24 protein-coding genes are annotated in these 25,554 nt (G+C 41.7%); 11 read left to right on the top strand and 13 right to left on the bottom strand.

Annotated features, from left to right (window positions below):
• Positions 1-134 precede the first annotated feature (134 nt).
• Together L2747_RS00485 and L2747_RS00480 are read left to right on the top strand one after the other, a co-directional pair.
• Positions 135-1,907: a DUF885 domain-containing protein gene (locus tag L2747_RS00485; protein ID WP_248997174.1), complete on the top strand. Its 1,773-nt coding sequence runs from the start codon at positions 135-137 to the stop codon at positions 1,905-1,907.
• A 169-nt stretch (positions 1,908-2,076) separates the two neighbouring features.
• On the top strand, positions 2,077-2,757 hold the full coding sequence (locus tag L2747_RS00480; protein ID WP_248997173.1) for a response regulator transcription factor: 681 nt from the start codon (positions 2,077-2,079) through the stop codon (positions 2,755-2,757).
• A 105-nt stretch (positions 2,758-2,862) separates the two neighbouring features.
• On the opposite strand, the gene ald is transcribed toward L2747_RS00480, so the two are convergent.
• Positions 2,863-3,978, bottom strand: coding sequence for an alanine dehydrogenase (ald, locus tag L2747_RS00475; RefSeq protein WP_248997172.1), 1,116 nt, complete (start codon positions 3,976-3,978; stop codon positions 2,863-2,865).
• 180 nt (positions 3,979-4,158) lie between these two features.
• Here ald and lrp point away from each other — a divergent pair, with 180 nt between their 5' ends.
• The 7 genes from lrp to L2747_RS00440 all read left to right on the top strand — a co-directional run bounded on the left by lrp (position 4,159) and on the right by L2747_RS00440 (position 12,695).
• Positions 4,159-4,662 carry a leucine-responsive transcriptional regulator Lrp gene (lrp, locus tag L2747_RS00470; RefSeq protein ID WP_248997171.1) on the top strand — a complete coding sequence of 168 codons (504 nt, stop codon included), beginning with the start codon at positions 4,159-4,161 and terminating at the stop codon, positions 4,660-4,662.
• Between the two features lie 189 nt (positions 4,663-4,851).
• Positions 4,852-7,473 carry a DNA translocase FtsK gene (locus tag L2747_RS21470; protein WP_248997170.1) on the top strand — a complete coding sequence of 874 codons (2,622 nt, stop codon included), beginning with the start codon at positions 4,852-4,854 and terminating at the stop codon, positions 7,471-7,473.
• A 75-nt stretch (positions 7,474-7,548) separates the two neighbouring features.
• Positions 7,549-8,181: an outer membrane lipoprotein periplasmic chaperone LolA gene (lolA, locus tag L2747_RS00460; protein WP_248997169.1), complete on the top strand. Its 633-nt coding sequence runs from the start codon at positions 7,549-7,551 to the stop codon at positions 8,179-8,181.
• 9 nt (positions 8,182-8,190) lie between these two features.
• Entirely contained in the window at positions 8,191-9,522 is a 1,332-nt protein-coding gene (locus tag L2747_RS00455) for a replication-associated recombination protein A (RefSeq protein WP_248997168.1), read from the top strand.
• Positions 9,515-9,889: a fluoride efflux transporter CrcB gene (crcB, locus tag L2747_RS00450; RefSeq protein WP_248997167.1), complete on the top strand. Its 375-nt coding sequence runs from the start codon at positions 9,515-9,517 to the stop codon at positions 9,887-9,889. The genes L2747_RS00455 and crcB overlap by 8 nt, the downstream gene beginning before the upstream one ends.
• Before the next feature lie 18 nt (positions 9,890-9,907).
• Positions 9,908-11,194 (top strand): serine--tRNA ligase, encoded by a 1,287-nt coding sequence (gene serS, locus L2747_RS00445; protein ID WP_248997166.1) that lies wholly within the window; start codon positions 9,908-9,910, stop codon positions 11,192-11,194.
• A 307-nt stretch (positions 11,195-11,501) separates the two neighbouring features.
• Positions 11,502-12,695, top strand: coding sequence for an amino acid aminotransferase (locus L2747_RS00440; protein WP_248997165.1), 1,194 nt, complete (start codon positions 11,502-11,504; stop codon positions 12,693-12,695).
• Between the two features lie 80 nt (positions 12,696-12,775).
• Here L2747_RS00440 and yvcK read toward each other — a convergent pair whose 3' ends face one another.
• Positions 12,776-13,708, bottom strand: coding sequence for a uridine diphosphate-N-acetylglucosamine-binding protein YvcK (gene yvcK, locus L2747_RS00435; RefSeq protein ID WP_248997164.1), 933 nt, complete (start codon positions 13,706-13,708; stop codon positions 12,776-12,778).
• Positions 13,709-13,866: 158 nt separating this feature from the next.
• Between yvcK and L2747_RS00430 the strand changes: the two genes are divergently transcribed.
• Entirely contained in the window at positions 13,867-14,694 is an 828-nt protein-coding gene (locus tag L2747_RS00430) for a glucosaminidase domain-containing protein (protein WP_248997163.1), read from the top strand.
• Positions 14,672-15,295 carry a DUF2987 domain-containing protein gene (locus L2747_RS00425; RefSeq protein WP_248997162.1) on the top strand — a complete coding sequence of 208 codons (624 nt, stop codon included), beginning with the start codon at positions 14,672-14,674 and terminating at the stop codon, positions 15,293-15,295. Before L2747_RS00430 ends, L2747_RS00425 begins: the two co-directional genes overlap by 23 nt.
• An 86-nt stretch (positions 15,296-15,381) precedes the next feature.
• Here L2747_RS00425 and ttcA read toward each other — a convergent pair whose 3' ends face one another.
• The 11 genes from ttcA to ccoN form a co-directional block, all read right to left on the bottom strand.
• Positions 15,382-16,317, bottom strand: a complete 936-nt coding sequence (gene ttcA / locus L2747_RS00420; RefSeq protein ID WP_248997161.1) for a tRNA 2-thiocytidine(32) synthetase TtcA — start codon at positions 16,315-16,317, stop codon at positions 15,382-15,384.
• 80 nt (positions 16,318-16,397) lie between these two features.
• On the bottom strand, positions 16,398-17,330 hold the full coding sequence (gene uspE / locus L2747_RS00415; RefSeq protein ID WP_248997160.1) for a universal stress protein UspE: 933 nt from the start codon (positions 17,328-17,330) through the stop codon (positions 16,398-16,400).
• Between the two features lie 91 nt (positions 17,331-17,421).
• Positions 17,422-18,174, bottom strand: a complete 753-nt coding sequence (gene etrA, locus L2747_RS00410) for an electron transport transcriptional regulator EtrA (protein WP_248997159.1) — start codon at positions 18,172-18,174, stop codon at positions 17,422-17,424.
• Between the two features lie 57 nt (positions 18,175-18,231).
• Positions 18,232-18,924 (bottom strand): sulfite exporter TauE/SafE family protein, encoded by a 693-nt coding sequence (locus tag L2747_RS00405; RefSeq protein ID WP_248997158.1) that lies wholly within the window; start codon positions 18,922-18,924, stop codon positions 18,232-18,234.
• Positions 18,924-19,178 (bottom strand): cbb3-type cytochrome oxidase assembly protein CcoS, encoded by a 255-nt coding sequence (ccoS, locus tag L2747_RS00400; RefSeq protein WP_248997157.1) that lies wholly within the window; start codon positions 19,176-19,178, stop codon positions 18,924-18,926. The genes L2747_RS00405 and ccoS overlap by 1 nt, the downstream gene beginning before the upstream one ends.
• Positions 19,175-21,559 (bottom strand): heavy metal translocating P-type ATPase, encoded by a 2,385-nt coding sequence (locus tag L2747_RS00395; RefSeq protein ID WP_248997156.1) that lies wholly within the window; start codon positions 21,557-21,559, stop codon positions 19,175-19,177. Before L2747_RS00395 ends, ccoS begins: the two co-directional genes overlap by 4 nt.
• A gap of 69 nt (positions 21,560-21,628) precedes the next feature.
• Positions 21,629-22,108: a FixH family protein gene (locus tag L2747_RS00390; protein ID WP_248997155.1), complete on the bottom strand. Its 480-nt coding sequence runs from the start codon at positions 22,106-22,108 to the stop codon at positions 21,629-21,631.
• 148 nt (positions 22,109-22,256) lie between these two features.
• Positions 22,257-23,213, bottom strand: coding sequence for a cytochrome-c oxidase, cbb3-type subunit III (gene ccoP, locus L2747_RS00385; protein WP_248997154.1), 957 nt, complete (start codon positions 23,211-23,213; stop codon positions 22,257-22,259).
• Positions 23,213-23,389: a cbb3-type cytochrome oxidase subunit 3 gene (locus L2747_RS00380; protein ID WP_248997153.1), complete on the bottom strand. Its 177-nt coding sequence runs from the start codon at positions 23,387-23,389 to the stop codon at positions 23,213-23,215. Before L2747_RS00380 ends, ccoP begins: the two co-directional genes overlap by 1 nt.
• An 11-nt stretch (positions 23,390-23,400) precedes the next feature.
• The gene (ccoO, locus tag L2747_RS00375; protein ID WP_220781816.1) at positions 23,401-24,015 is read right to left on the bottom strand and encodes a cytochrome-c oxidase, cbb3-type subunit II; all 615 of its coding nucleotides are present in this window, start codon (positions 24,013-24,015) and stop codon (positions 23,401-23,403) included.
• A 12-nt stretch (positions 24,016-24,027) separates the two neighbouring features.
• A complete protein-coding gene (gene ccoN, locus L2747_RS00370; protein WP_220781815.1) occupies positions 24,028-25,464 on the bottom strand; it encodes a cytochrome-c oxidase, cbb3-type subunit I in 1,437 nt (478 codons plus the stop codon).
• Positions 25,465-25,554: the final 90 nt, after the last annotated feature.

The raw sequence follows: 25,554 nt of genomic DNA, 5'->3' as shown, positions 1-25,554 counted from the left end.
AATAGCCGGTTTGAGTTATGTAACAAAGGTTGTCTATTGCGGTTTAATTACTGAAAAATTAAAGAGAACGTGATTTACTTGAGGCGATTTTAAAGTGGCAAAGACCACAAATAAACAAATTAAGGGAACACATCATGAAAAAAGCTGCGCTGCCATTGGCTATAGCGCTCTCTTTACTCGGCTTAACGGCCTGTCAAAGTCAGCCTGCAACCGCTCCCGCTGGAGTAGAAATTACCGACCAGAAACTTGCTTTTGACCAATTTAGTCAAAACTTCATTGATGCTTTGTGGATAGAGTCTCCAACTTGGGCATTATATAGCGGCTTTCATAAATATGATGGTGTTTTAAAAGTTCCCAATGCGGCAACACGGGCAGCAACGATGGCTTTTATCGAAAAGCAACAAGCAGCTTTAGCCAAATTCGATCCACAATCTATGGCACCTGCCACGCTAACTGATTATCGCTTAATCGAAAATCTATTAGGTGAAATGAAATGGGATCTTGAAACCTTTAACTCATGGCAATGGAACCCTGCAAGTTACAATGTATCCGGTGGGTTTGCACAAATAATTAATGAAGATTTTGCTCCGCTAGATGAGCGTTTACGCTCCGTTATAGCACGAATGGAAAACGTTCCAGCTTATTATGCGGCAGCAAGAGAGAATATCGCCAACCCAACAATAGAACATACACAGCTTGCGATAATGCAAAATGAAGGGGCATTCTCCGTATTTTCAAAAGAGTTACTTGATAAAGCGATTAAATCTGGTTTAACTAATGATGAAAAAGCGCTATTTGCGAATCGCTTTAATAAAGTCACAATGGCGATTAATGAACATATTGATTGGCTAAAAGCATTAGAAACAGAACTTGCAGAAGATGGCTCACGCAGCTTCCGAATCGGTGAGGAGTTGTATGAACAGAAATTTGCGTTTGATATTCAAGCTGGCATGTCTGCAAAAGAACTTTACCAGAAGGCGGTAAATGATAAAAACCGTGTTCAGACTGAAATGGCAAAAATTACTCATAAAATATGGGGTAAATACATTGATAAGCCGATACCGAAAGACGATAAGGTTGCCATAAAGCAGTTGATTGATAAGTTATCTGCTAAGCACGTAAAACGGGAAGACTTTGTTGACGAGGTCCGGGCTCAAATTCCAGAGTTAATCGATTTTGTAAATAAAAAGAATTTAGTCACACTCGATCCAAATAAGCCTTTGGTTGTTAGAGAAACACCAGCTTATATGCGGGGCTATGCAGGAGCATCAATTAGCGCTCCTGGACCTTATGAAAAATCAGGCAATACCTATTACAATGTAACACCGCTTGATGGCATGAGTGAGGAGTCTGCAGAAAGTTACCTTCGTGAATATAACCACTGGATCCTGCAAGTGCTCAATATCCATGAAGCGATCCCTGGACACTACACGCAACTCGTTTACTCAAATGAATCTCCAAGTCTTATCAAGAGTTTATTTGGTAATGGCGCTATGGTTGAAGGTTGGGCTGTATATACCGAGCGCATGATGTTAGAAGAAGGCTATGGTGATTTTGAGCCTGAAATGTGGCTTATGTATTATAAATGGAATCTGCGAGTTATTGCCAACACCATCTTAGATTACAGCATTCAAGTCAAAGATATGTCTGAAGAGCAAGCCTTAGACCTAATGATGAACGAAGCATTTCAGCAGCAAGCTGAAGCAGAAGGTAAATGGCGCCGAGCGACTTTAAGCCAAGTTCAGTTGACTAGCTATTATTCCGGCTATCGAGAGATTTACGACTTCAGGGAAGAGTACAAAGCCTTGAAAGGTGAGGACTTTGACTTGAAAGCCTTTCACGAAGAGTTTTTGAGTTATGGCAGCGCGCCAGTTAAATACATTCGCGAACTGATGCTAAACAAGTAACTCATATTAATCGGTAAATAATTTCAATCAAAAGGCCAATAGCTAACACTATTGGCTTTTTTGTGTTCACTTCTTAGCATTATATTATGTTTGTTAGTTAAAGCAGCTAGTAAATCAGTTGCAGTTATTGTAATCTAAATGAAAATAATTCGCATTAAGTTTGATTGAGATGAAACACGTTTTATTGGTAGATGATGATCCTGTTTTCAAAAGTGCTTTATTACCTGTTCTAGAGCGAGAAGGTTTTATAGTTACAGTTGCTAATAATGGTTTAGAAGCGCTAGCTAAGCTCAAATCACACACTCCAGATTTGATCTTGTTAGACATTAACATGCCAGAGCTAAACGGCATCGACTTATTAAAGCTTCGTGTGGATAAAGCGCCAGTTATTGTTATCTCAGCATTAACAGCAGAAGAAGATAGAATAAAAATTTATGAACTAGGCGCTGATGACTTTTTAAGTAAACCATTTAGTTATCGGGAGCTCGTTGTTCGTATTCAAGCCTTATTACGCCGCATAGAGGTCATTCGTGCAGAATCAGGCGAAGCTCAACCGATCCAGGACATCAGTTTTGACGATAGCCGCTTTATCATTTCAATTGCTGAGCGTGCAGTTGCTTTTACCCAAACAGAGTTTAAGTTGTTTAAATATTTGTTTGAGCGTAAAGGGCAGGTTGTTACTAAACAAGAATTACAACTAAGAGTGTTACAAAAAGAACTCGGCCAGTTTGACCGTAACCTTGATATGCATATAAGTAACACGCGGCGAAAGTTATTTGAAAAGCAGTTACCAAAAACATTAATTAACACTGTTAGAGGCAAAGGGTATAGCTTTGCTGAGGCAAGTTAAACCGAAGCAGAATCTATCCTGTTGATGTTTCGATAATTAAAAAGGGAGCCTTAAGGCTCCCTTTTTATACGTTTCGCATCAACTAACCAACGCGAATGTCTTGAATTATTTTAATAGAATTGTCGGGTCTACAAATTCTAGATTTAGCGCTTCAGCTACTTCTTCACAAGTGATCTTACCGTGCATTACGTTTAGACCATTGAGCAGATGCTTGTCTTGTAAAAGTGCTTCTCTATAGCCAAGCTGCGCTAGTTTAATGATATAAGGTAAGGTAGCGTTGTTAAGCGCAAATGTAGAGGTTCGCGCTACTGCGCCCGGCATGTTAGCGACACAATAATGCACAACATCGTCAACGATATAAGTTGGATCTTGGTGAGTTGTTGCATGAGAGGTTTCAATGCAACCACCTTGGTCGATTGCAACGTCTACAATGGCAGAACCTGGCTTCATACGCTTGATGTGCTCTTTTGTGACAAGCTTAGGCGCTGCTGCACCAGGAACTAATACACCACCGATAACTAAGTCTGCTTCAAGAACATGCTTTTCAATAGCGTCAGCTGTTGAGTAAATAGCTTTTACTTTATTATCAAATTGCGCGTTCAATCGACGTAGTGCATCTATGCTTCTATCTAGAATAACAACGTCAGCACCAAGACCTACAGCCATTTGTGCTGCGTTTGTACCAACCATACCACCACCGATGATAACGACTTTTGCTGGTTCAACACCTGGTACGCCGCCAAGTAGCATGCCGCGGCCGCCCATTGATTTTTCAAGAGCCATAGCGCCAGCTTGAATAGACATACGACCAGCTACTTCAGACATAGGAGCTAGCAGTGGTAGGGCACCGCGATCATCTGTAACGGTTTCATAGGCAATACAGACTGAACCGCTCTTAACAAGATCTTCTGTTTGTGGGAGGTCTGGAGCTAAATGAAGGTAAGTGAATAGTAGTTGGTCTTCACGTAACATCGCACGCTCAACTGCTTGAGGTTCTTTTACTTTTACAATCATTTCAGCTTGTGCAAATACTTCTGCTGCTGTGTCGAGTATTTTTGCACCGACAGCGATATAATCTTGATCCGCGAAACCAATACCTGAGCCGGCATTTGTCTCAATAAAAACCTCATGACCGCGTGACGTCAACTCACGAACACTTGATGGAACCATACCAACACGATATTCGTGATTTTTGATTTCTTTAGGAACACCTATAATCATCTTCGAGCCTCAATTTCGCATAAAAACCCATTTTATATGGGTGTAATTGTTATTTTATATTGCCTGAACGTGAATGTTTCAGGGAAATCTAGTATAGTATTCATTCCGTAGTTTATGCTGCTGAAGATTTTTCAATCGCAGATAAAAATATCGTTATTAACGACAACCAGGGTTATAAATATGGTTAATAATAAAAAGAGTCCTATAAAAGACTTAGATCGTATCGATAGAAATATACTTAATGAATTACAAATTGATGGCCGAATTTCAAACGTTGAATTGTCAAAGCGCGTTGGGTTAAGTCCTACGCCTTGTCTTGAACGCGTTAAAAGGCTTGAAAAGCAAGGGTATATCAAAGGATACACAGCATTAGTTAACCCACATTATCTGGGCGCTTCGTTGCTAGTCTTTGTTGAAATTACGTTAAACCGCGATACTGCTGAAGTGTTTGATAAGTTTAATAAGGCAGTTCAATTGCTAGATGATATCCAAGAATGTCATTTAGTGTCTGGTGATTTTGACTACCTATTGAAGACTCGAGTATCAGATATGTCTGCTTATCGTCGACTTCTAGGCGAAACACTTCTTAAACTGCCTGCAGTTTCAGACACTCGTACTTATGTCGTGATGGAAGAAGTTAAACAAACTAATCGTGTTGCAATTAATACGGTTGCAGATGCGTAATTGGTGTTTATTGCTACAAAAGGGGCCGTAATGGCTCCTTTTTTTATACAAAATCCCAAATGATACAAAATGATGCAAAATTGGTTTCTGCATAGTTATGCAAGAAATCGCAAAAGTGGCAAACGCTGCAAAAAGTCCTAAATTCTGGTATCTTGTCTTCAATTAACATTTTTCAGTGTAGGTTTTCCATTGTCTAAGGGAAATAGCGTTAAAACGCTCTCTGGCGTACAACGATTGCTTGAGGGTAGTCTCATTATTTGTTGCATGTTAGCAACATACGTCTTAATAGCCTTGAGTAGTTTTCATTCTTCGGATCCAGGTTGGAGCCAATCAAATTTTGATGGCGAAATAAATAACTTAACCGGTGCTGTAGGCGCTTGGTTAGCGGATGTATTGTTATATTTCTTTGGCTATTGCGCCTACATCATCCCAATCATCATAGCGTTAACAGGTTGGTTACTGTTTAAACGTACCCACAAATTACTTGAAATTGATTACTTTTCAGTTGGCCTTCGATTAATAGGTTTTCTATTGATAGCACTCGGGTTAGCTGCATTAGCTAGCATGAACGCGAATGGGATCTATGGCTTTTCAGCTGGCGGGGTCGCAGGCGATGTAATAGCACAGGCTATGTTGCCTTACTTCAACAAGCTGGGTACGACGCTATTGCTACTATGTTTTGTGGGGGCAGGCTTTACGCTGTTAACTGGCATAAGCTGGCTAACGGTAATAGATCTGACCGGCTATGCAACGATCTGGTTATTTAAAGCAATTAAAAATCTTCCGAGTAAATTTAAACCTGAGATTGGTGATACTGAAGATACTCGCGGTTTCTTATCTGTAGTAGAACGTTTCAAAGAGCGCCGTAATTCTCGTCAAGATGATGAAGAATACGACGATGATGAGGACGATGAGTCAACAATTAGTTCATCAAACGTAGCGGCAGTTACACAGAAAAATGATTTTAATACTGCAAGAGTAGAACCTAGCCTTGAGCACGAGGCTATAGGCAAACAACGAATGGTTGAACCTAGCTTCATTGCTGATGATACACAACAACCTGCAGCAGAGCTTCGAGTAACAACAAGTCATACACATGACAAGCCTATAGCTTCAGAAGCTGAAAGCGTTGCGCCTTGGGTGAGCCAAGATAACGTTGAGAATGCAGGTATTGAAACGATAGATTTTAATAGTGCTGCTTCAACTAGGACGCAGAGTAAAGCAAAACCGGCAGTTGACGATAAAGTTAAAATTGTTGATGGCATCGTAGTATTACCAGGACAAGAAACTGAGCAGATTCGTGCGCCGATGGCGCCCTTACCATGTATTTCTTTGCTCGATATCCCTGATCGCAAGAAAAACCCAATCAGCGAAGAAGAACTGGCCCAGATTGGTAAGCTAGTTGAGGTAAAACTAGCAGATTTTAACATTACTGCGAACGTTGTAGGCGTATATCCCGGTCCCGTTGTGACACGTTTTGAGCTTGAACTGGCACCAGGAATTAAAGCATCTAAAATTACTAATCTATCTAAAGACTTAGCCCGTTCTCTACTTGCTGAAAACGTGCGTGTGGTAGAGGTTATTCCGGGTAAAGCTTATGTGGGCCTTGAATTACCTAATAAATTCCGCGAGACAGTGTTTATGCGTGACGTACTAGACTGTGAAGCATTCAGAGATGACCCTTCACATTTAAGTATGGTGTTAGGTGCTGATATTGGTGGTAAACCTGTTGTTGTTGATTTGGGTAAAATGCCACACTTATTGGTGGCAGGTACAACGGGTTCAGGTAAATCGGTCGGCGTTAACGTGATGATCACTAGTTTACTGTACAAATCGGGCCCTGATGATGTTCGTTTCATCATGATTGACCCAAAAATGCTTGAGCTATCAGTCTACGAAGGTATTCCACATCTATTATGTGAAGTTGTCACTGACATGAAAGAAGCCTCAAACGCTTTGCGCTGGTGTGTCGGAGAAATGGAACGTCGTTACAAACTGATGTCAGCGCTAGGTGTACGTAATCTAAAAGGTTATAACGCTAAAATAAAAGATGCGAAAGAGGCTGGTCAGCCGATTGTTGACCCGTTATGGAAAGCAACTGACAGTATGGACCCAGAGGCCCCAGAACTCGACAAATTGCCGTCAATTGTAGTGGTCGTAGACGAATTCGCCGACATGATGATGATTGTTGGCAAGAAAGTCGAAGAGTTAATCGCACGTATCGCACAAAAAGCACGTGCAGCAGGGATACATTTAATTCTTGCGACGCAAAGACCTTCAGTAGACGTTATTACTGGTTTGATTAAAGCTAACATCCCTACGAGAATGGCGTTCCAGGTATCGTCTCGGATTGACTCTCGTACGATTTTAGATCAGCAAGGGGCTGAAACACTTCTAGGTATGGGCGATATGCTGTACCTGCCGCCAGGGACTAGCGTACCTAATCGAGTTCACGGTGCATTTATTGACGACCATGAAGTACATAAAGTCGTTGCTGACTGGTGCGCTCGTGGTAAGCCGCAATATCTTGATGAAATTTTGCAAGGTTCGGCAGAAGGCGAACAAGTATTACTCCCTGGTGAAACAAGTGAATCAGAAGAAGATGTGGATGCTCTTTATGATGAAGCTGTAGCGTTTGTTACCCAAACACGCCGGGGCTCAATTTCGAGTGTGCAACGTAAATTTAAGATTGGTTATAACCGAGCTGCTCGTATTATTGAACAGATGGAAATGCAAGGAGTCGTGAGTAGCCAAGGGCATAACGGTAATAGAGAAGTACTCGCGCCGCCACCACCAAAAGATTACGTTTAGAAAGATTAACGATTGGTAATGATCACAGAATTATTTCAGTGTTAAGTTTACGATAGGCTTAACTCGGAGAGTAGAATGAAAAAGATATTAACGATTGCGGCACTAAGCCTGCCAATGTTTTACCAAACACCAGCTTTTGCTGCTGATGCTGATGCTGACGAATTAAAAGCTAAGCTGACAGAAGTTAACAGCTTAAAAGCGAACTTTAATCAGACGGTCACAGACATCAATAACAAAGTTATTCAAACGGGTGAGGGCGTCTTTGCTTTATCTCATCCTAACCAATTTTATTGGCATTTGACTGCACCTGACGAATCTTTAATTGTGGCAGATGGAGCGGATGTTTGGGTGTATAACCCTTTTGCCGAAGAAGTCTCTGTAATGGATATTAATCAAGCTATTAATGCCTCACCTATAGCCTTGTTAGTTCACTCTGACGATGCGACTTGGTCGCAATATACGGTTAGCCAAAAGGGCAACTGCTTTGATATTAGTCCAAAAGATACAGATAGCGGAGTGTCAGAGGTTCAAGTGTGTTTTGATGCTAATCAGCTAACTCAAATGGTACTAAAAGATCAGCAGGGCAATATTAGTGATTTTAGCTTAACAAATCAGAGCGCTATAGCAGAAACGGATCGTGATTTATTTAAATTTATTGTGCCTGATGACGTTGATATTGACGATCAACGTTTAAAGATGACTAATTAAGAGTAGCTAGTGTCTAGTTTCAGTTTTGATTTCGCCCCAGATTTTAGACCTTTGGCCGCAAGAATGCGGCCTGAAAAGATAGAGCAGTATATTGGACAAGCGCATTTACTTGGAGAGGGAAAGCCTTTACGCCAAGCATTAGAAGCTGGTCGCGCCCATTCGATGATGTTTTGGGGGCCCCCAGGTACAGGGAAAACGACTTTAGCAGAATTAGTCGCGCATTACGCTAATGCCCATGTAGAACGGATTTCTGCGGTTACTTCTGGCGTAAAAGAGATCCGTGCAGCTATTGAACATGCTAAAAATGTTGCACAGTCACGAGGTCAACGTACTTTATTGTTTGTTGATGAGGTCCATCGCTTTAATAAAAGCCAACAGGATGCTTTCTTACCTTTTATTGAAGACGGTACCGTGATCTTTATAGGAGCAACCACAGAAAATCCCTCTTTTGAAATTAATAACGCATTATTATCTCGTGCTCGTGTTTATCTAATAAAGCCACTGCAGTTGGATGAAATTACTCATATCGTTCAGCAAGCTTTAGCAGATGAAGAAAGAGGTTTAGGTAAGCGCAAGTTATTAATGCCACCCGATGTCTCTTTAAAACTTGCTCAGATCTGCGATGGTGATGCTCGAAAAGCACTGAACCTCGTTGAATTGATGAGTGATATGCTTAAAGACGGTGGTACTTTTACTGAGGAAATGATAACTGAGGTTGCAGGGCAGCAGCTTGCAGGTTTTGATAAGAATGGCGATCAATACTACGACCTTATTTCAGCGGTGCACAAGTCGATTCGTGGGTCAGCCCCTGATGCTGCCTTATATTGGTTTTGCCGCATGTTAGAAGGCGGTTGCGATCCTTTGTATATTGCCCGTCGTCTATTGGCGATAGCTTCTGAAGATATCGGTAATGCGGACCCTATGGCGATGACTGTAGCGGTTAATGCGTGGGAGTGTTTTCATCGAGTTGGTCCGTCGGAAGGTGAACGCGCTATTGCCCAAGCAGTGTTATACCTTGCTAGCGCGCCTAAGAGTAATGCCGTTTACACCGCGTTTTCGAATGCAAGACGACTAGCCCGTGAAACTGGTCATGAGCCAGTACCTGAACATTTACGTAATGCACCGACTAAGCTAATGAAAGATATTGGTTACGGTGAAGGTTATCGTTATGCACATGACGAACCGAATGCATACGCAAGTGGCGAAAAGTATTTGCCTGAATCACTTGTTGGACAACGTTTTTATTATCCAACAGAGCGTGGGTTTGAAAAACGAATTAAAGACAAGTTGGCGCAACTTAATGTTCTTGATGAGCAAAGTGAGGTGAAAAGGTATGAATAATGTTCTTTTTGTCGCTCTAGGCGGCTCGATTGGTGCAGTTTTTCGTTATCTTATCTCATTATTGATGCTTCAGCTATTTGGTACTGGTTTTCCTTTTGGTACACTGGTCGTCAATATTTTGGGTTCGTTTTTAATGGGGGTGATTTTTGCCCTTGGACAAGTTAGCGAACTTAGCCCAGAGATTAAGGCGTTTATTGGGGTGGGTATGCTTGGAGCCCTAACTACGTTTTCTACTTTTTCCAACGAGACCTTATTGTTAATGCAAGAAGGGTTCTTGGCAAAAGCCATATTGAATGTTGTTGTTAACGTCGGCGTGTGTATATTCGTCGTTTATCTCGGACAACAATTGGTGTTTTCTCGTTTTTAACTATTAAGATAATAAAATATGCTAGATCCAAAATTTTTACGTAATGAATTAGAAGTTACCGCTGAGCGCCTAGCGACTCGTGGATTTATTTTAGATGTTGATCGCCTAAGCAAACTTGAAGAAAAGCGTAAGTCCCTTCAAGTCACTACTGAAGAATTACAAGCATCGCGTAACGCTATTTCTAAGTCGATTGGTCAAGCTAAAGCAAAAGGTGAAGATGTTGCACCTATTATGGCTCAAGTAGGTACATTAGGTGCAGAACTTGATGCTAACAAACTAGAGCTTGCCGCGTTATTAGACGAGCTTAACGCTATTGCGATGAGTGTTCCAAATTTACCTGATGAATCTGCACCTATTGGCGCGGATGAGTCAGAAAACGTAGAAGTTCGTCGCTGGGGAACACCTAAACAGTACGATTTCAAAGTTAAAGATCATGTTGAACTTGGTGAGAACATTGGTGGCTTAGACTTTAAAAATGCAGTCAAGATCACTGGTTCACGCTTCATCGTAATGAAAGGTCAAATCGCGCGTATGCACCGTGCACTTGCACAATTTATGCTTGATTTGCATACGACAGAGCATGGTTACACCGAAGCTTATGTGCCTTTACTCGTAAACGAAGACAGTTTGCTCGGTACTGGTCAGTTACCAAAATTTGGTGAAGACCTATTCCACACTAAGCCTGCAACTGAAGAAGGACAAGGCCTAAGCCTTATTCCTACAGCTGAAGTGCCGCTAACAAACTTAGTTCGTGATGCTATTGTTGAGGAAGAAGACTTACCTATTAAGTTAGCTGCTCACACACCATGTTTCCGTAGTGAAGCTGGCTCTTATGGCCGTGATACACGTGGCTTGATCCGTCAGCATCAATTCGACAAAGTAGAAATGGTTCAGCTAGTAAAGCCAGAAGACTCTATGCAAGCTCTAGAAGAGTTAACTTGCCATGCGGAAACCGTGCTACAAAAGCTAGGACTTCCATACCGTACCGTTGTTTTATGTACTGGTGATATGGGCTTTGGTTCAGCTAAAACATTCGATATTGAAGTATGGTTACCTGCTCAAGACACGTACCGTGAAATTTCATCTTGTAGCAACATGCAGGATTTCCAAGCACGTCGTATGCAAGCCCGCTACAAAGGTAAAGCCGATAAGAAGCCTACTTTGCTTCACACACTAAACGGTTCTGGTTTAGCTGTTGGTCGTACATTGGTTGCCGTATTGGAAAACTACCAAAACGCAGATGGTTCAATCACCATTCCTGAAGCGTTACGTGGTTACATGGGCGGTTTAGATAAAATCGGCTAAATCAGTCGATAATCTTAATAATTGAATAGCCTTCACTTTGTGAAGGCTATTTTGTATCAGCTCTTTAAAGAACTCGCTATTTGTAACCCAACTTCGTAAACCAGAGCTAGAAAAATCGATGTTTATACTTTTGTAAGTTAATCTAAAATTTATTGAAGATTATACAGTTAGTAGCCAATCAAATTAATGAAACTAAGCTAGTCCCGCAAATATTACCAATAGTCAAAAATCTCTCTTTCTACTGCTTGTCTACAATGTTATAAATACAGCCGAAAACCCTACACTTCTAATATTTAGGAAAGCCGTCATGATATTTTCCCAGGTTGAACTGGCCCCTGCCGATCCAATTTTAGGTTTAACAGATGCATTCAAAGCTGATGTTCGCGAGCACAAGGTGAACTTAGGCGTCGGTATATATAAAGATGAATCAGGCCAGACACCTATCCTAAAATCTGTGAAATTTGCAGAAGAGAAACTATTAGGAACAGAAACAAGTAAAAGCTATTTAGGGATGGAAGGGGTACAAGCGTATAACCGTGTTGTACAAACTCTATTATTTGGTGCTGAGCATCAAGTTGTTACTCAAAACCGTGCTTTAACGGCGCAGGCACCAGGTGGTACAGGCTCTTTACGTGTAGCAGCGGAGTTTTTGGTTCGTCATACTGAATCTAAAACCATTTGGGTAAGTAACCCAACTTGGGCAAACCATAATAATATTTTTAATACTGCCGGATTAACGACTGCAGAATACCGTTATTATAAAGCTGAAACTCACGGTTTAGACTTTGACGCTATGATGGCAGATCTTCAAGGCGCTAAAGAAGGTGACTTAGTTTTACTACATGGTTGCTGCCACAACCCAACAGGTATTGATTTAAATCTACAGCAGTGGCAACAAGTAGCGGATCTTTGTTTGCAAAACAAGCTTGTGCCTTTATTTGATTTTGCATATCAAGGTTTCGGTGCAGGTGTTGAAGAAGATGCTCAAGGTTTACGTGTAGTCGCAAATACTGTTCCAGAGCTTATCGTTGCTAACTCTTTCTCTAAAAACTTCGGTTTATACAATGAGCGTATCGGTGCTGTAACCGTTGTTGCAGCCACTAGCAATGAGGCGGTTAACGCATTTAGTCAGATAAAAAGCACAATTCGTGCTTCTTACTCAAACCCGCCAGCGCACGGTGCATTAATTGTTAGCACAATTTTAGAAGACGCAACGCTTAAGCAATTATGGCATGACGAACTCCAAGAAATGCGTGAACGTATTGCAGAAATGCGTACACTGTTTGTTGAGTCGCTAAAAGCTGCAGGTGTTACCCAGAACTTCGATTTCATTTCAGGTCAAAATGGTATGTTTAGCTTTTCAGGTCTAAACAAGGACCAGGTAAACCGCTTAAGAGAAGAGTTCGCTGTGTATATTGTTGGTTCTGGTCGTATTAGTGTTGCTGGTATGACTAAAACAAATATGCCAGTAATCTGCGAAGCAATTGCTAAGGTATTGTAAATCTCTACTTAAGTATGCTGAGTAATAAAAAGGCCCCATGGGGCCTTTTCGTTATAAGTTATTTTAATAACACTCTATCACTAAATAAGCTTTGCTGAAACTTCTACTGCCGAACTAGAACCGGTTTCCTTAACCATATAAGATAAAGCATCTGCTAATGCTTGCCTGTCATGTAGCCCTTTATGGTGGCTGCTACGCAAGGGATAATAAATCACATTACCGTCCTGGTATGAGCTTTCACCGTTACATAGGACCTGATCAATAATTTTTAGTCCGAGTACTTGATGACAAAAATCAATTTTTTGCTCAAGGCTGCAATTGGCGATAGAAGAGGGCTCTTTTGTTAAGTTCTCAACCAAAATGACTTTAGCTTTTGATTCAGCTAAGGCCTGTGCAATTTTGGGTAATAACAAGGGAGGCATTATACTGGTAAGGAAGCTGCCTGGCCCTAAGATGATTAGCTCGGCATTTCTGATTGCTTCACATGCTTCACACGTAGCTTGCACTTCAGGATCAAGTGATAATGCAATTGGTGTATCTTGCATTTTATCGACATTGATTTCTCCAAAAACACTTTGACCACAAGCCTGAAGCGCTACTAGATGCGTCGGTTCCTCTGACATAGGGATCAAGCGGGTGTCGATATTAAGGAAGTTTCTAACTAGATTAACGGCATCTAATGGCCTTACGCAAAGTTCATCTAATGCCATCAGCATTAAATTTCCCAAATTGTGTCCAGTAAGTTCGTTTTCGCCACCAAAACGATATTCGAACATCAGAGAGCCTACTGAAGGACGTCTTGCTAATTGCGATAGGCAATTACGTAGATCGCCCCAAGCAATACAATCTTGTTCTGCGCGAAGTCGACCTGTTGAACCGCCATTGTCGGTTGTAGCAACGATGCCAGTTAGTTTAGGACCTAAAAAGGAAAGCGCTGATAGAACTCGGCCTAAGCCATGTCCGCCACCTATGGCTACTACATGGTTATATTGATTAAGCCCATTTGTTTTCATTACAGGGGGTCTCCTTCCTGAATACCCGAAGTCGTTTCATATCAAAGGGTGATTATACCTAAAGTTAGAATCTTTTTCTCGATGTATTATAAGCGCTAGCTAGCATATAATAACCGTCACAAGTATTAATATACTGTCCATATGATAAAGGATAATGAGTGAAAACAGGCAAAATTGGTTTATTTACTATCGCAATTGGATTAGTGGTCGCACTAATATTACTCGTCAGGTTGGTGTTCGTGCCATCAAGTCAGCAACAGGTAAAAACCTTAGCTAAAGCGATAAAAAACACTGAAATTGCGAGCGTTGTGCCAGATTTTGGCGCAATTAAAGTAGTAAGTGATAAGAAAACTGCATTTTTTGAATTTTTAAGACCCTCAATAAAACATCAAAATGCAATTATTCAAGATGAGCGTAATTTCTTGATCAGTATTAAGAATCAGGTCAACAATGGCAAAACGCTCACAGAAGCTGACGAATTTAGATTACAACAAATTTCTGAAAAATATCAATATACGCTAAGAAGCTTAACTATCACGAATATTGATATATTACTTGTTAGAGTTGATGTGATCCCTGAGGAAATGGTGCTTATACAAGCGGCAAATGAAACTGGCTGGGGTACCTCTCGTTTTGCTCGTGAGGGGTTAAATTTCTTTGGTCAGTGGTGCTTTAGAAAGGGTTGCGGTTTAGTGCCACAATCTCGAACACAAGGCCTATCTCATGAGGTTGCACTATTTAAAACGGTTGAGGACTCTGTAGCGTCTTATATGCGTAACCTTAACTCAAATGCAGCTTATTCATTGCTGCGCTCAATTAGAGCCGATTTGCGTGCGCAGAATAAAACCCCAAGAGCGCAAGATCTTGTTTATGGATTAATTAACTATTCAGAGCGTCAAGAAGCTTACATTGATGAGTTGCTTGAAATGTTACGTCAAAACCAACGATTTTTAGTGGATAATAATGAAAAAACAACTGCTGTTTAGCTGTATTCTTTTAGGACTTGCAACAACAAGTCAGGCTGCACCTATCTCACTTGAGTATCAAAGTTTTTATCAAAGACTTAAGCAAGTGAATAAAGGTAATTATCAGCTAGTCGAGTTGGCCTTTTCTGTGTCTAAAGCAAATGGCTGTAGAGTCAAAAGCGGCACAATCAGTACCGAAAAGGATTCATTTCCGTTGACGATTACTAAAGACCAACGTTTATTTTTACCTTATGACGGGCAGTTAAAGTCTGATAGAGCGTTGATTAACTTGGATGTTGAAGGCAATGCTGAATCTTGCGCAATCGCGATGCAAGTTAGAGCTAAAAATACCAAACAAAACTATAGCCAAGCCGAGTTAGTTCAAATAGCCGATGAAATGAACGCCTTATTGAGTCAGATGCAAGGTTTTCCAATGCGCTTGTTTGCATCAGATATTGCTGGCCTAAACCTAGAATTTGCCGGTGACGCGACTGTTACAATTGACGACAAGGTAATCCCGGTGACTGGCACATACCGAATTGAAACCAGTCAGCTTAATAAGCTAACAAGTTTAACGACTTCGATTGCTCCAAAAGTGATTAGCCCTTGGACGAGTAAATAACCTTTAGCATAGATAAGCGAGTACAAAAAAGCCCTGCATTGCAGGGCTTTTTATTAGCTAATTTCAGCTCTCTGACTGAAACTGAATTACTCAGGCGTATAGGTGCTAACTACATCAATGCGCGCCGCAGCATCAAGATTAATATGTCCGTTATTGGCCACATCAACAAAATCAAAAGCAGGTAGGTCCGATTCAGCAACTTGACCACTCATTGGTGCATCAGGATCCCGAGTTAACGATAAGAAATCAAACTGCTCACGGTCAACACCTTGAGAAGGTGATGTATTCTGCATTGCAGTGAAGATAGTTTCAATACGGCCAGGGTGATCCTTATCCCATTGAACAAGCATATCTTTTACTGCTGCACGCTTCAGATTTTCTTGCGAACCACAAAGATTACAAGGAATAATTGGGAACTTTTTTAATTCCGCATATTCTGCAATATCTTTTTCACGGCTATAAGCCAATGGACGAATAACCATATTAGCACCGTCATCAGACAATAACTTAGGCGGCATAGCTTTCATTTTGCCTGCAAAGAACATGTTAAGGAACATGGTTTCAATAATGTCATCACGGTGGTGACCTAGAGCAATTTTAGTTGCACCTATTTTCTGAGCAAAACCGTAAAGTGTGCCACGACGTAGACGTGAGCATAAAGAACACGTAGTTTTACCTTCAGGGATCTTATCTTTAACGATAGAGTAAGTGTCTTTTTCCAGAATATGGTAAGCAACACCTAAAGTATCTAAATAGGCGGGTAAAATATCTTCAGGGAAACCAGGTTGTTTTTGGTCAAGGTTAACCGCAACAATCTCAAATTGTATAGGTGCACGTTTCTGAAGATTTAACAGAATATCAAGCATGGCGTAGCTATCTTTACCACCTGAAAGGCAGCACATAACACGATCGCCATCTTCAATCATGTTGTAATCACCAATTGCACGACCGACTTCTGCGCGCAAACGCTTTTGAAGTTTTGACATGCGGGTTACTTGTTTTGTAGTTAATTCTTCGGACATAAAAAAACGCGCCTAGTACACAATAGTTCAGGGCGCGTATTATTCCAGCTTAATGGGCTTTGGTAAAGCCTAGAAAGTGGTTATAGCTCTTCTAATGGCGATTTATAGCCATCTGGCTTTATCGCTAACAGGTCACAGTTAATGCTATCTATAACATGCTCAGCAGTATTACCGATTAATGCTGCTGAAAGGCCTGTTCGGCCTATCGTTCCTAAAATCACTAATTCAGCATCTAGCTTAGTGGCGAGATCGGGAATGACGTCTTCGGGTAATCCTTCTTTCACATGGCAATTTTCAACTGCAATGCCATAAGCATTAGCAAGGTAGTTAATCCTTTCTTCATGCTGTAAGCGAATGGTTTCGCTATAAGTGTGGGCGTCGAAATCCGGTAGTTCGATAGCTAAATTTACGGGAGTACCAGGGTAGCCATTAACTAAGTGCACCTGAGCGTCGAATTGTTTAGCGAGTTTAATCGCGTGGGCAATAATTTTGCCATTTAAAGATTCATTAGCATCATCTTCGGCACTAACATTCACAGCACAAACAATTTTACCCGCAACAGGCCAATCATGTTCTTTAACCAATAATACTGGGACTGGTGCCTTACGCATCAAATGCCAATCGGTTGGGGTGAAAATAACCGATTTTAATTTGTCATGCTCGTGGGTGCTTTTAACAATAAGGTCAAAGTTGCCATCAATGGCAAACTTAATAATGCTTTCAAACGGGCGATTATGCCAAATCACTTCGAGGTTAATAACAATGCCATCTTTTTGATAAGGCTTAACGATGTCGGACAGCCAAGCTTTACGCTGATTAACAACACCTTCGCGCATCGCTTCACGTTCTTGGCCTGACAGGATTGAAGTCATTTCATAGGAGAAGTCAAAAATAGACAAAAAGACGGTAATTTCTGCTTGGCTTTCGATAGCAAGCTCTACGGCTCTTGCTAGAGCCGCTTGTTCTTCTGTCGTTGGGTCGACAACCACAAGGAGTTTTTGATAGTCCATCATAACTGTTCCTTATCTAATAGCATCTATTCTCATCTTGCACCATTAAGATGAATTTGTATTGTTTTAGATCAAGCGGATTGTCGAATAATGCTTATCTTGCGATATTGCTGTTACCTGATAGTTCGCTCAATGCGTCAATATCTAATATTGTAATGTATTTACCTTTAACTTCAATTAGTTCGGCTTTTTGGAAACGTCCGAGTAAACGGCTAATAGTTTCTACTGTCAGTCCAAGGTAATTACCAATATCGCCACGAGTCATGGTTAGTCTGAACTCTCTTGGAGAAAAGCCGCGACTACCGAATCGTTTCGCTAAGTTACTGATAAACGCTGCCAGTCTTTCTTCTGCGTTCTTTTTACTGAGTAATAGAATCATTTCTTGGTCACTTTGGATCTCGTTACTCATTAAACGCATAATCTGTTGTCTAAGCTTAGGCATTTTACCTGTTAGCTCATCTAACGTAGTGTAAGGAATTTCGCATACCATTGAAGTTTCTAGTGCTTGTGCAAAGCTTTGGTGAAACTGTGAATGAATACCGTCAAAACCGATAACATCACCAGCTAAGTGAAAGCCTGTGATCTGCTCATCGCCTTGTTCAGTAATGGTATAGCTTTTGATTGTGCCAGAACGAATTGCAAATAAAGACTTTAGCGGGTCACCCGATTTAAAAATAGGTTCACCTTTCTGAATGGGCTTTTTACGCTCGATGATTTCGTCAAGCTGATCTAATTCATTAGAGTTCAGCGTAAACGGAATACAAAGTGTACCCATACTGCAATCATGACAATGAATCGCGCATCCTGAAGCCATTTGGCGACGATTCTTGTTGTTATCTGCTGACATTGTCTCTCTCAATTTTGACTATTCATCTACTATGTTAAACTAATTTGATATTTGGAGCTAGCTAAGCTGACCGATAGCGACATACAAGGTTTGGATCCCGAATGCGACTAACGCCGCACCGCTAACTAATCTAACAATTCGGTTCTGCACTAAGCGGCTAAAGCTACTGGCAGCAATACCTGCACTTAATAATGCGGGAAGTGTGCCTAAACCAAATGCAAGCATGATCAAGGCACCATCTAGCGCGTTACCGGCGGCAACAGACCAGGTCAGCATGCTATAGACTAGGCCGCAAGGTAGCCAACCCCATAATCCGCCTGCAATAAAAGCATGAGTTTTATTTTTTATCGGAATAAATCGATTGGCGATAGGGGCAATATAACCCCAAAGCCATTTTCCTAAGCGTTCGATTTGTACTACACCAGCCCAAATTTGAGCAATATAAAGTCCGGTTATAATCATCATCACACCGGCAATAAATCTTAATACAAGGAGGTATAAGTCCGCATCGAATAATACTCCTAGTGCACTAGTGCTTGCGCCTACCAATGCGCCGGCGAGGGCATAGCTAATTATTCGGCCGCTATTATAGCTAAGCAGGTAACCAAGTTGATTAACCAAGGCATTTCCTGTTTGCTGTTTAGGCAGGTTTGCTGATAATGCGCCTACCAAGCCTCCACACATGCCAATGCAGTGACCAGCTCCCATCAGCCCAACTAACAAAGCGCCAATTAAACTGTAATCGTCCACTATTTCTTGCTCGGTTGTTGTGGCTCAAGCTGCTCACTAGCCGATGGGGATGTTTCACTGAGTTTATTTACTGTTGCTGTATGCGTTTGTGCGCTAGCTGTATCGCTTGATACTTTATCGTCCTCAAATAAAATGGACACGCTTTGCTTTTCTAAATCATCAAATTGATCAGACTTAACCGCCCAGAAAAAAACAGCTACAGCGACTAAAACAAAAATCATCGCGATTGGGATCAAGACATAGATAATACTCATAAACGGACCTTAAGTAGTCGAAGGCTATTGCTGACAACGATTAATGAACTAGCAGACATCCCCAATGCAGCAATATATGGGGCAACATGACCAGTAACCGCCAGTGGGATTATAAATAGATTATATCCTAGCGCCCAGAATAAGTTTTGTTTGATAATACGACTGGTTTTCTTTGCTACGTTAACAGCATCAGCAAAACGTGAAAGGTTATCGCCCAGCAAAATAATATCAGCACTATTTTTCGAAATTGCGGCGCCGCTCCCCATAGCGACTGACAAATTAGCGCCAGCCAAAACGGGGGCGTCATTAATACCGTCACCGAACATCGCCACTTGACCATGTTGTTGGAAATTATAAATCAGTTCTAGTTTACCTTTTGGGGATAATCCTTGATGGGTATCACTAATCCCTAGGCGTTGACCCAAAGCGACAACTTCAGTTGAATTGTCACCACTGGCAATACTCAGTTTACAACCCATACTTTTTAATTGTTTAACAGCTTGTGCGGTTTCTGGGCGGACTTCGTCATTTAAGCTGACTTTAGCTTGCACTATATTGTCAACACTTAACCAAACAGTGGTAGCGCTTTCAACCTCATTAGTTTGATTAACATACTGCTGACTGCCAATTTTACAACATAGGCCATTAACTTTGGCTGTTAACCCTTTACCTACAACACTTTGGCGCTCAGTCACTAGCATTGATTTATCTATAAAACTTGTAAAAGCTTTAGCGATTGGGTGCAAGGAGCCAGACTCTAATGCTGCAATATAGTTCAGCGCTTGCTGCTCTGTTAAATGACCGGTTAACTCAATATTTGAGATAGATAATGAGCCGAGGGTTAGCGTACCGGTTTTATCAAACACAACATGCTGAATTTTAGGTAAACGTTCAAATACACCTGAGCGGCGGGTAATAATGCCAAGCCGAGTCATAATTGCTGTTCCGCAAGTTACAGCCGTTGGTGTTGCAAGCGCGAGGGCACATGGGCAAGTTGCAACCAGTACCGACAAGGTGATCCAAAACGCATCTTCAGGAGAGTAAAAATACCAAAATAGATAAGTTAGGCTCGCAATAAGCAAAATAGCAGCAGTAAAGTAATTAGAAAATCTATCAGCGTATAACGCAATTTTAGGTTTATTGTTGGAGGCGATTTCTTGCAAGCGAATAATTTCAGCAACGAGCTGGTCTTGTCCAAGTGCTGTCACTTTAACCAGTATTGGTTGTTCTATATTAATAGTACCCGCAAACACTTCGGCATCTAACTCTTTCGCTAGCGGCATCTGCTCGCCAGTTAGCATGGCTTCATTTACAGCGGACACACCTTCAACCACTATGCCGTCAGCGGCAATCACCTCACCGGGTTTAACTAGAATAATATCGCCTATGGCTAGGCGTTTTGCGGGAACTTCATCAAAACCGTCCTCAGTTTTAAGCTGCGCGGTTAACGGCACGAGTTTATGTAAGTTGCTAGAACTTACAGACGCTTTTTGGCGAGCATTCTGCTCAAAGAAACGGCCGAGTAATAAAAAGAAAGTGAACATGGATACAGATTCAAAATACACCTCACCAGTGCCATTTACAGTTTCTATACAGCTGGCGATATAGGCGCCACAAATAGCGATACTAACCGAGACATCCATGTTTAGTCGGCCCATGAGTATCGAGCGCACCGCACTAAAATAAAATGGTTGAGCAGAATAGAAAACCACTGGAGCAGCAAACAGCATACTTACCCAGCGAAAGTAATCTCGGTATTCGGTATCAAGATCGCTAAAATAACCAGAATAGAGGGCGAGGGCGAACATCATGACTTGCATGGTTGCAAAGCCAGCAAGCCCAAGCCTCAGTAAAAACTTACGGCTATCTTTTTTGCTTTTTGTTTCTTGCTCATCAATTTGAAAAGGTGAGGCTTGATAACCAATCTGGCTGATTTGATTAAGGATCTCACTTAACTTAATTTTGTCAGCGTCCCAGGAGATTAATGCTCGTTGGGTTGTGGAATTAACTTGAATTTTGGCAACACCAGCAAGTTTATTGATTTTATGCTCAATAAGCCAGGCACACGCTGCGCACGTAATACCATCAACTGTCAGTGAGACTTCATTAAGTGAGTCGCGTTTCTGAATAAAGTCTTGCTGCACCTCAGGAAGGTCGTAAGCACTAAAGTTAGATAGCTCTTCTGGTACTAAAGCCGTTTGCTTACTACCAGGCTCAGTGCGAAATTTATAATAATTAGTCAGCCCTGCATCAATAATGGCTTGGGACACAGCTTGGCAACCAGGGCAGCACATTAGCTGCTCTACATTGTTAATCGTGGTTGTAAATTGCTTACCAGTTAAAACCGGCTCGCTACAATGAAAGCAGCTTGCTTGACTCATGGATTGTTGTTCTTTTTTATAATTATTTGAAACCCGCCGCGAGTGCAAGCGGGTCAATCTATATGCAGATTAGTTTAACCAATACTGTTGGTCATCTTTTAGAGTAACACGTTGCTGAATGCGCCACGTTTGGTCGTACCCTTCAATTCTAACTTCCCAAGGTCCTTCAATAGACTGTGTTAAGTCGATTCGATAAACGCCGTTAGCATCGGCGGTAACAATTTGAGAGAAGTCTTTTTCTTCAAGAGTGGGATGGAAAAAGCTAATGCTTAGGCCTGCTAGGTACGTGTCACCACCATGTTGTGAGATTTCTACATACTCATCGTCAAACTCAAGTAGGTAGTTCATTCCTAACTGTTTGGCCTGTTTAATCTTACGCAAATCGATATTTATGCCTTTACCTTCTTTGTAATAATCTTCAGTAACCAATGGGTCTTGGTTATCAATAGCAACAATCAATAAGTTAATACTAGCGACCACAGCGCACAGCGGTAATATGATAAGAAACCACGGCCAAAATTGCTTATACCAAGGTTGCGGAGTAGACATTATTAACCACCTATAATTATTAAAATAGTTGTAACAGTATGGGAAAGAAGAACCGACATTTTACCCATAAAAATGTGAGTTATCACTTAAAAAAAAGGCCTCGTGATAACGAGGCCTAATTATTACACTCGGTGTTAACCTAGTGTGACTACTTGTTAGACAAGCTGTAAACGTAAGCTGTAATTACGTGAACTTTTTCTTCACCTAATACATCTTTCCAAGCAGGCATTACACCTGTACGACCATTTTTAACTGACTGCATAATTGCGCCACGACTACCGCCGTATACCCAAGCATTATCAGTTAGGTTAGGTGCACCCATAAACTTGTTACCGGTACCGTCCATACCATGACAGGCGAAACAGCCTTTCATGAATGAACCTTGCCCTTGAGCTGCTAGCGCTGCGTCGTGTTCACGACCAGATAACTTAACAACGTACTCAGCTAGACCTTCAAGTTCACTGTCTTCAATCGGTAGACCGCCTTTTGGTGGCATCATACCGTGACGACCGTTCATGATAGATGTCTTGATAGTTGCAAGTTCACCACCATATAACCAAGCACCGTCGGTTAGGTTAGGGAAGCCCTTGCTACCACGAGCGTCACTACCATGACACATAGCACAGTTTTGTAGGAATAAACGACCGCCAACTTTCAGCGCTTCTTCATTCTTAACTAACTCTTCTAGTGGCGTGTCTGCGTAAGCCTTGAAGATAGGACCAAACTTTTCGTCTGCGTGCTTAACTTCTTGGTCATACTGAACCCAACGACCATCTGCTTGAGCGTCAATAACAGCTTGCTTAGACTCTTCAATAGTTCGCACGCTTTGGTTAGAACTTGTCCAACCTAAAAAGCCTTTGAAGCTACCAAGACCTGGGTAAAGTGCTAGATAGATAACACTGAACACAATAGTAATGTAGAACATGTAACTCCACCACTTAGGCAGTGGGTTGTTCAGTTCTTCAATACCGTCGAAAGTGTGACCCATCGATTCGCCTTCTTCTACACCAGTGTTGTTCTTAGAACAAGCACGCAGTAGAACGACGCAACCAATGATTACCACAACTGTCAGGACGATAATCCATACACTCCAGAAGTCACTCATCACTTTTTATCTCCTGAGTCGTTCGACGCTGATTTTAGTTCTTCATCTGAAAAAACTAAGTTAGCAGCATCGTCAAATTGCTTTTTGCGACTCGAGCTATATGCCCAAGCAAATATACCGACGAAGGTCACCATTACTACTATGGTTATCACTCCACGTAATGTGCCGTAATCCATAATTTGCCTCCTTATTTAAGCGCGTGGCCTAGTGATTGTAGATAAGCGATCAAAGCTTCAAGCTCTGTCTTATCTTTCACTGCGTCTTTAGCGCCAGCAATCTCTTCATCCGTATACAACTTGTGTGTAGGGTGAAGGTTACGCAAGATATCCATCTTCTGACCAGTTAGGTCACCTGTTAGCTTATTTTCAGCTAACCAAGGATAAGCAGGCATATTTGATTGTGGAACAACGGCGCGAGGGTCAATTAAGTGAACCTCATGCCATTTATCACTATAACGACCACCAACACGGGCTAGATCTGGACCAGTACGCTTAGAACCCCACTGGAATGGGTGATCCCAAACTGACTCACCGGCTACAGAGTAGTGACCGTAACGTTCAGTTTCAGCACGCAATGGACGGATCATCTGGCTGTGACAGTTATAACAACCTTCACGAACGTAGATGTCACGGCCTTCAATTTGCAAAGCTGTGTAAGGGATCTGACCTTCTAAAGGCTCAGTCGTATCTTCTTGGAATAAAAGGGGTGTGATCTCAACCAAGCTACCAAAGCTGATTGCGATTACGGTAAAGATCCCCAATAGACCGATGTTTTTCTCAACTATCTCGTGATTAAATTTCATCGTATCTACTCCTTAAGCTGCTTTTGCTTCAGCAATCGCTGGCAAAGAATCTTGAGGGGCCTTAACAGTACGGATCACGTTGTATGCCATTAAGAACATACCTGTAAGGAAGAACACACCACCTAGGAAACGAACAAAGTAGAACGGGTAAGAGGCTTCTAAGCTTTCAACAAAGCTATAAGTCAATGTACCGTCAGAGTTAACTGCGCGCCACATAAGACCCTGCATTACACCAGAGATCCACATTGAAACGATATAAAGAACAGTACCGATTGTTGCCAACCAGAAGTGAACGTTAATTAGGTTTGTGCTGTACATGCGGCCATGGCCAAATAGTACTGGGATCAAGTGGTATAAAGAGCCAATTGAAACCATAGCAACCCAGCCCAATGCACCAGAGTGAACGTGTCCAACAGTCCAGTCAGTGTAATGAGATAAGGCGTTAACGGTTTTGATTGCCATCATTGGTCCTTCGAAGGTAGACATACCGTAGAAAGACAATGAAACAACAAGGAAACGCAAGATAGGGTCAGTACGTAGTTTATGCCAAGCACCTGAAAGGGTCATAATACCGTTAATCATGCCACCCCAAGAAGGAGCGAATAGGATTAGTGACATTACCATACCAAGTGATTGCGTCCAGTCTGGTAGCGCAGTGTAATGTAGGTGGTGTGGACCCGCCCAGATATACAATGCAATTAGTGCCCAGAAGTGAACAATAGAAAGACGGTACGAATAAACAGGGCGACCAGCTTGCTTAGGTACGAAGTAGTACATCATACCTAAGAAACCTGCAGTTAGCAGGAAACCTACCGCGTTATGACCATACCACCACTGTACCATGGCATCTACTGCACCACTGTATAGTGAGTAAGACTTAGTCATTGTTAACGGCACAGCCATAGAGTTAACTATGTGAAGTACGGCTACTGTGATAATAAATGCACCGAAGAACCAGTTTGCCACATAAATGTGGGAGGTTGTTCGCTTAACGATAGTACCGAAGAACACCACAGCATAGGAGACCCATACAACGGTAATTGCGATATCAATTGGCCACTCTAGCTCTGCGTATTCTTTACCACTGGTGATACCAAGCGGTAAACTGATCGCTGCTGATAGAATGATGGCTTGCCAACCCCAGAACGTAAATGCGGCCAATTTAGGTGCAAATAGTCGAGTTTGACAGGTGCGTTGAACGATATAATAGGATGTGGCGAAAAGGGCTGAAGTACCAAACGCGAAAATCACGGCGTTCGTATGTAGCGGTCGTAGACGACTATACGTTAACCATGGAGTTTCAAAGTTTAGCTGCGGCCAGATTAACTGGGCTGCGATTAGTACACCTACTGCCATACCTACAATTCCCCATAACACGGTTGTTAAAGCGAATTGGCGTACGACGGTGTAGTTGTAATCAGCGCCTTGAGGCTGGGAATGGTTCATCATATTGCTTCCACTGCTTATTACTTATACTTATTGTTGTGTAGAGTAAAGCTCTACCCGTTTAAATGACTACAAACCTCAGTTACCTAGCGG

This window comes from Shewanella marinintestina, assembly GCF_023283845.1.
Taxonomy (GTDB): domain Bacteria; phylum Pseudomonadota; class Gammaproteobacteria; order Enterobacterales; family Shewanellaceae; genus Shewanella; species Shewanella marinintestina.
Note: the sequence above shows the minus strand (reverse complement) of the source record. Positions and strands in the feature narration are given on the sequence as shown.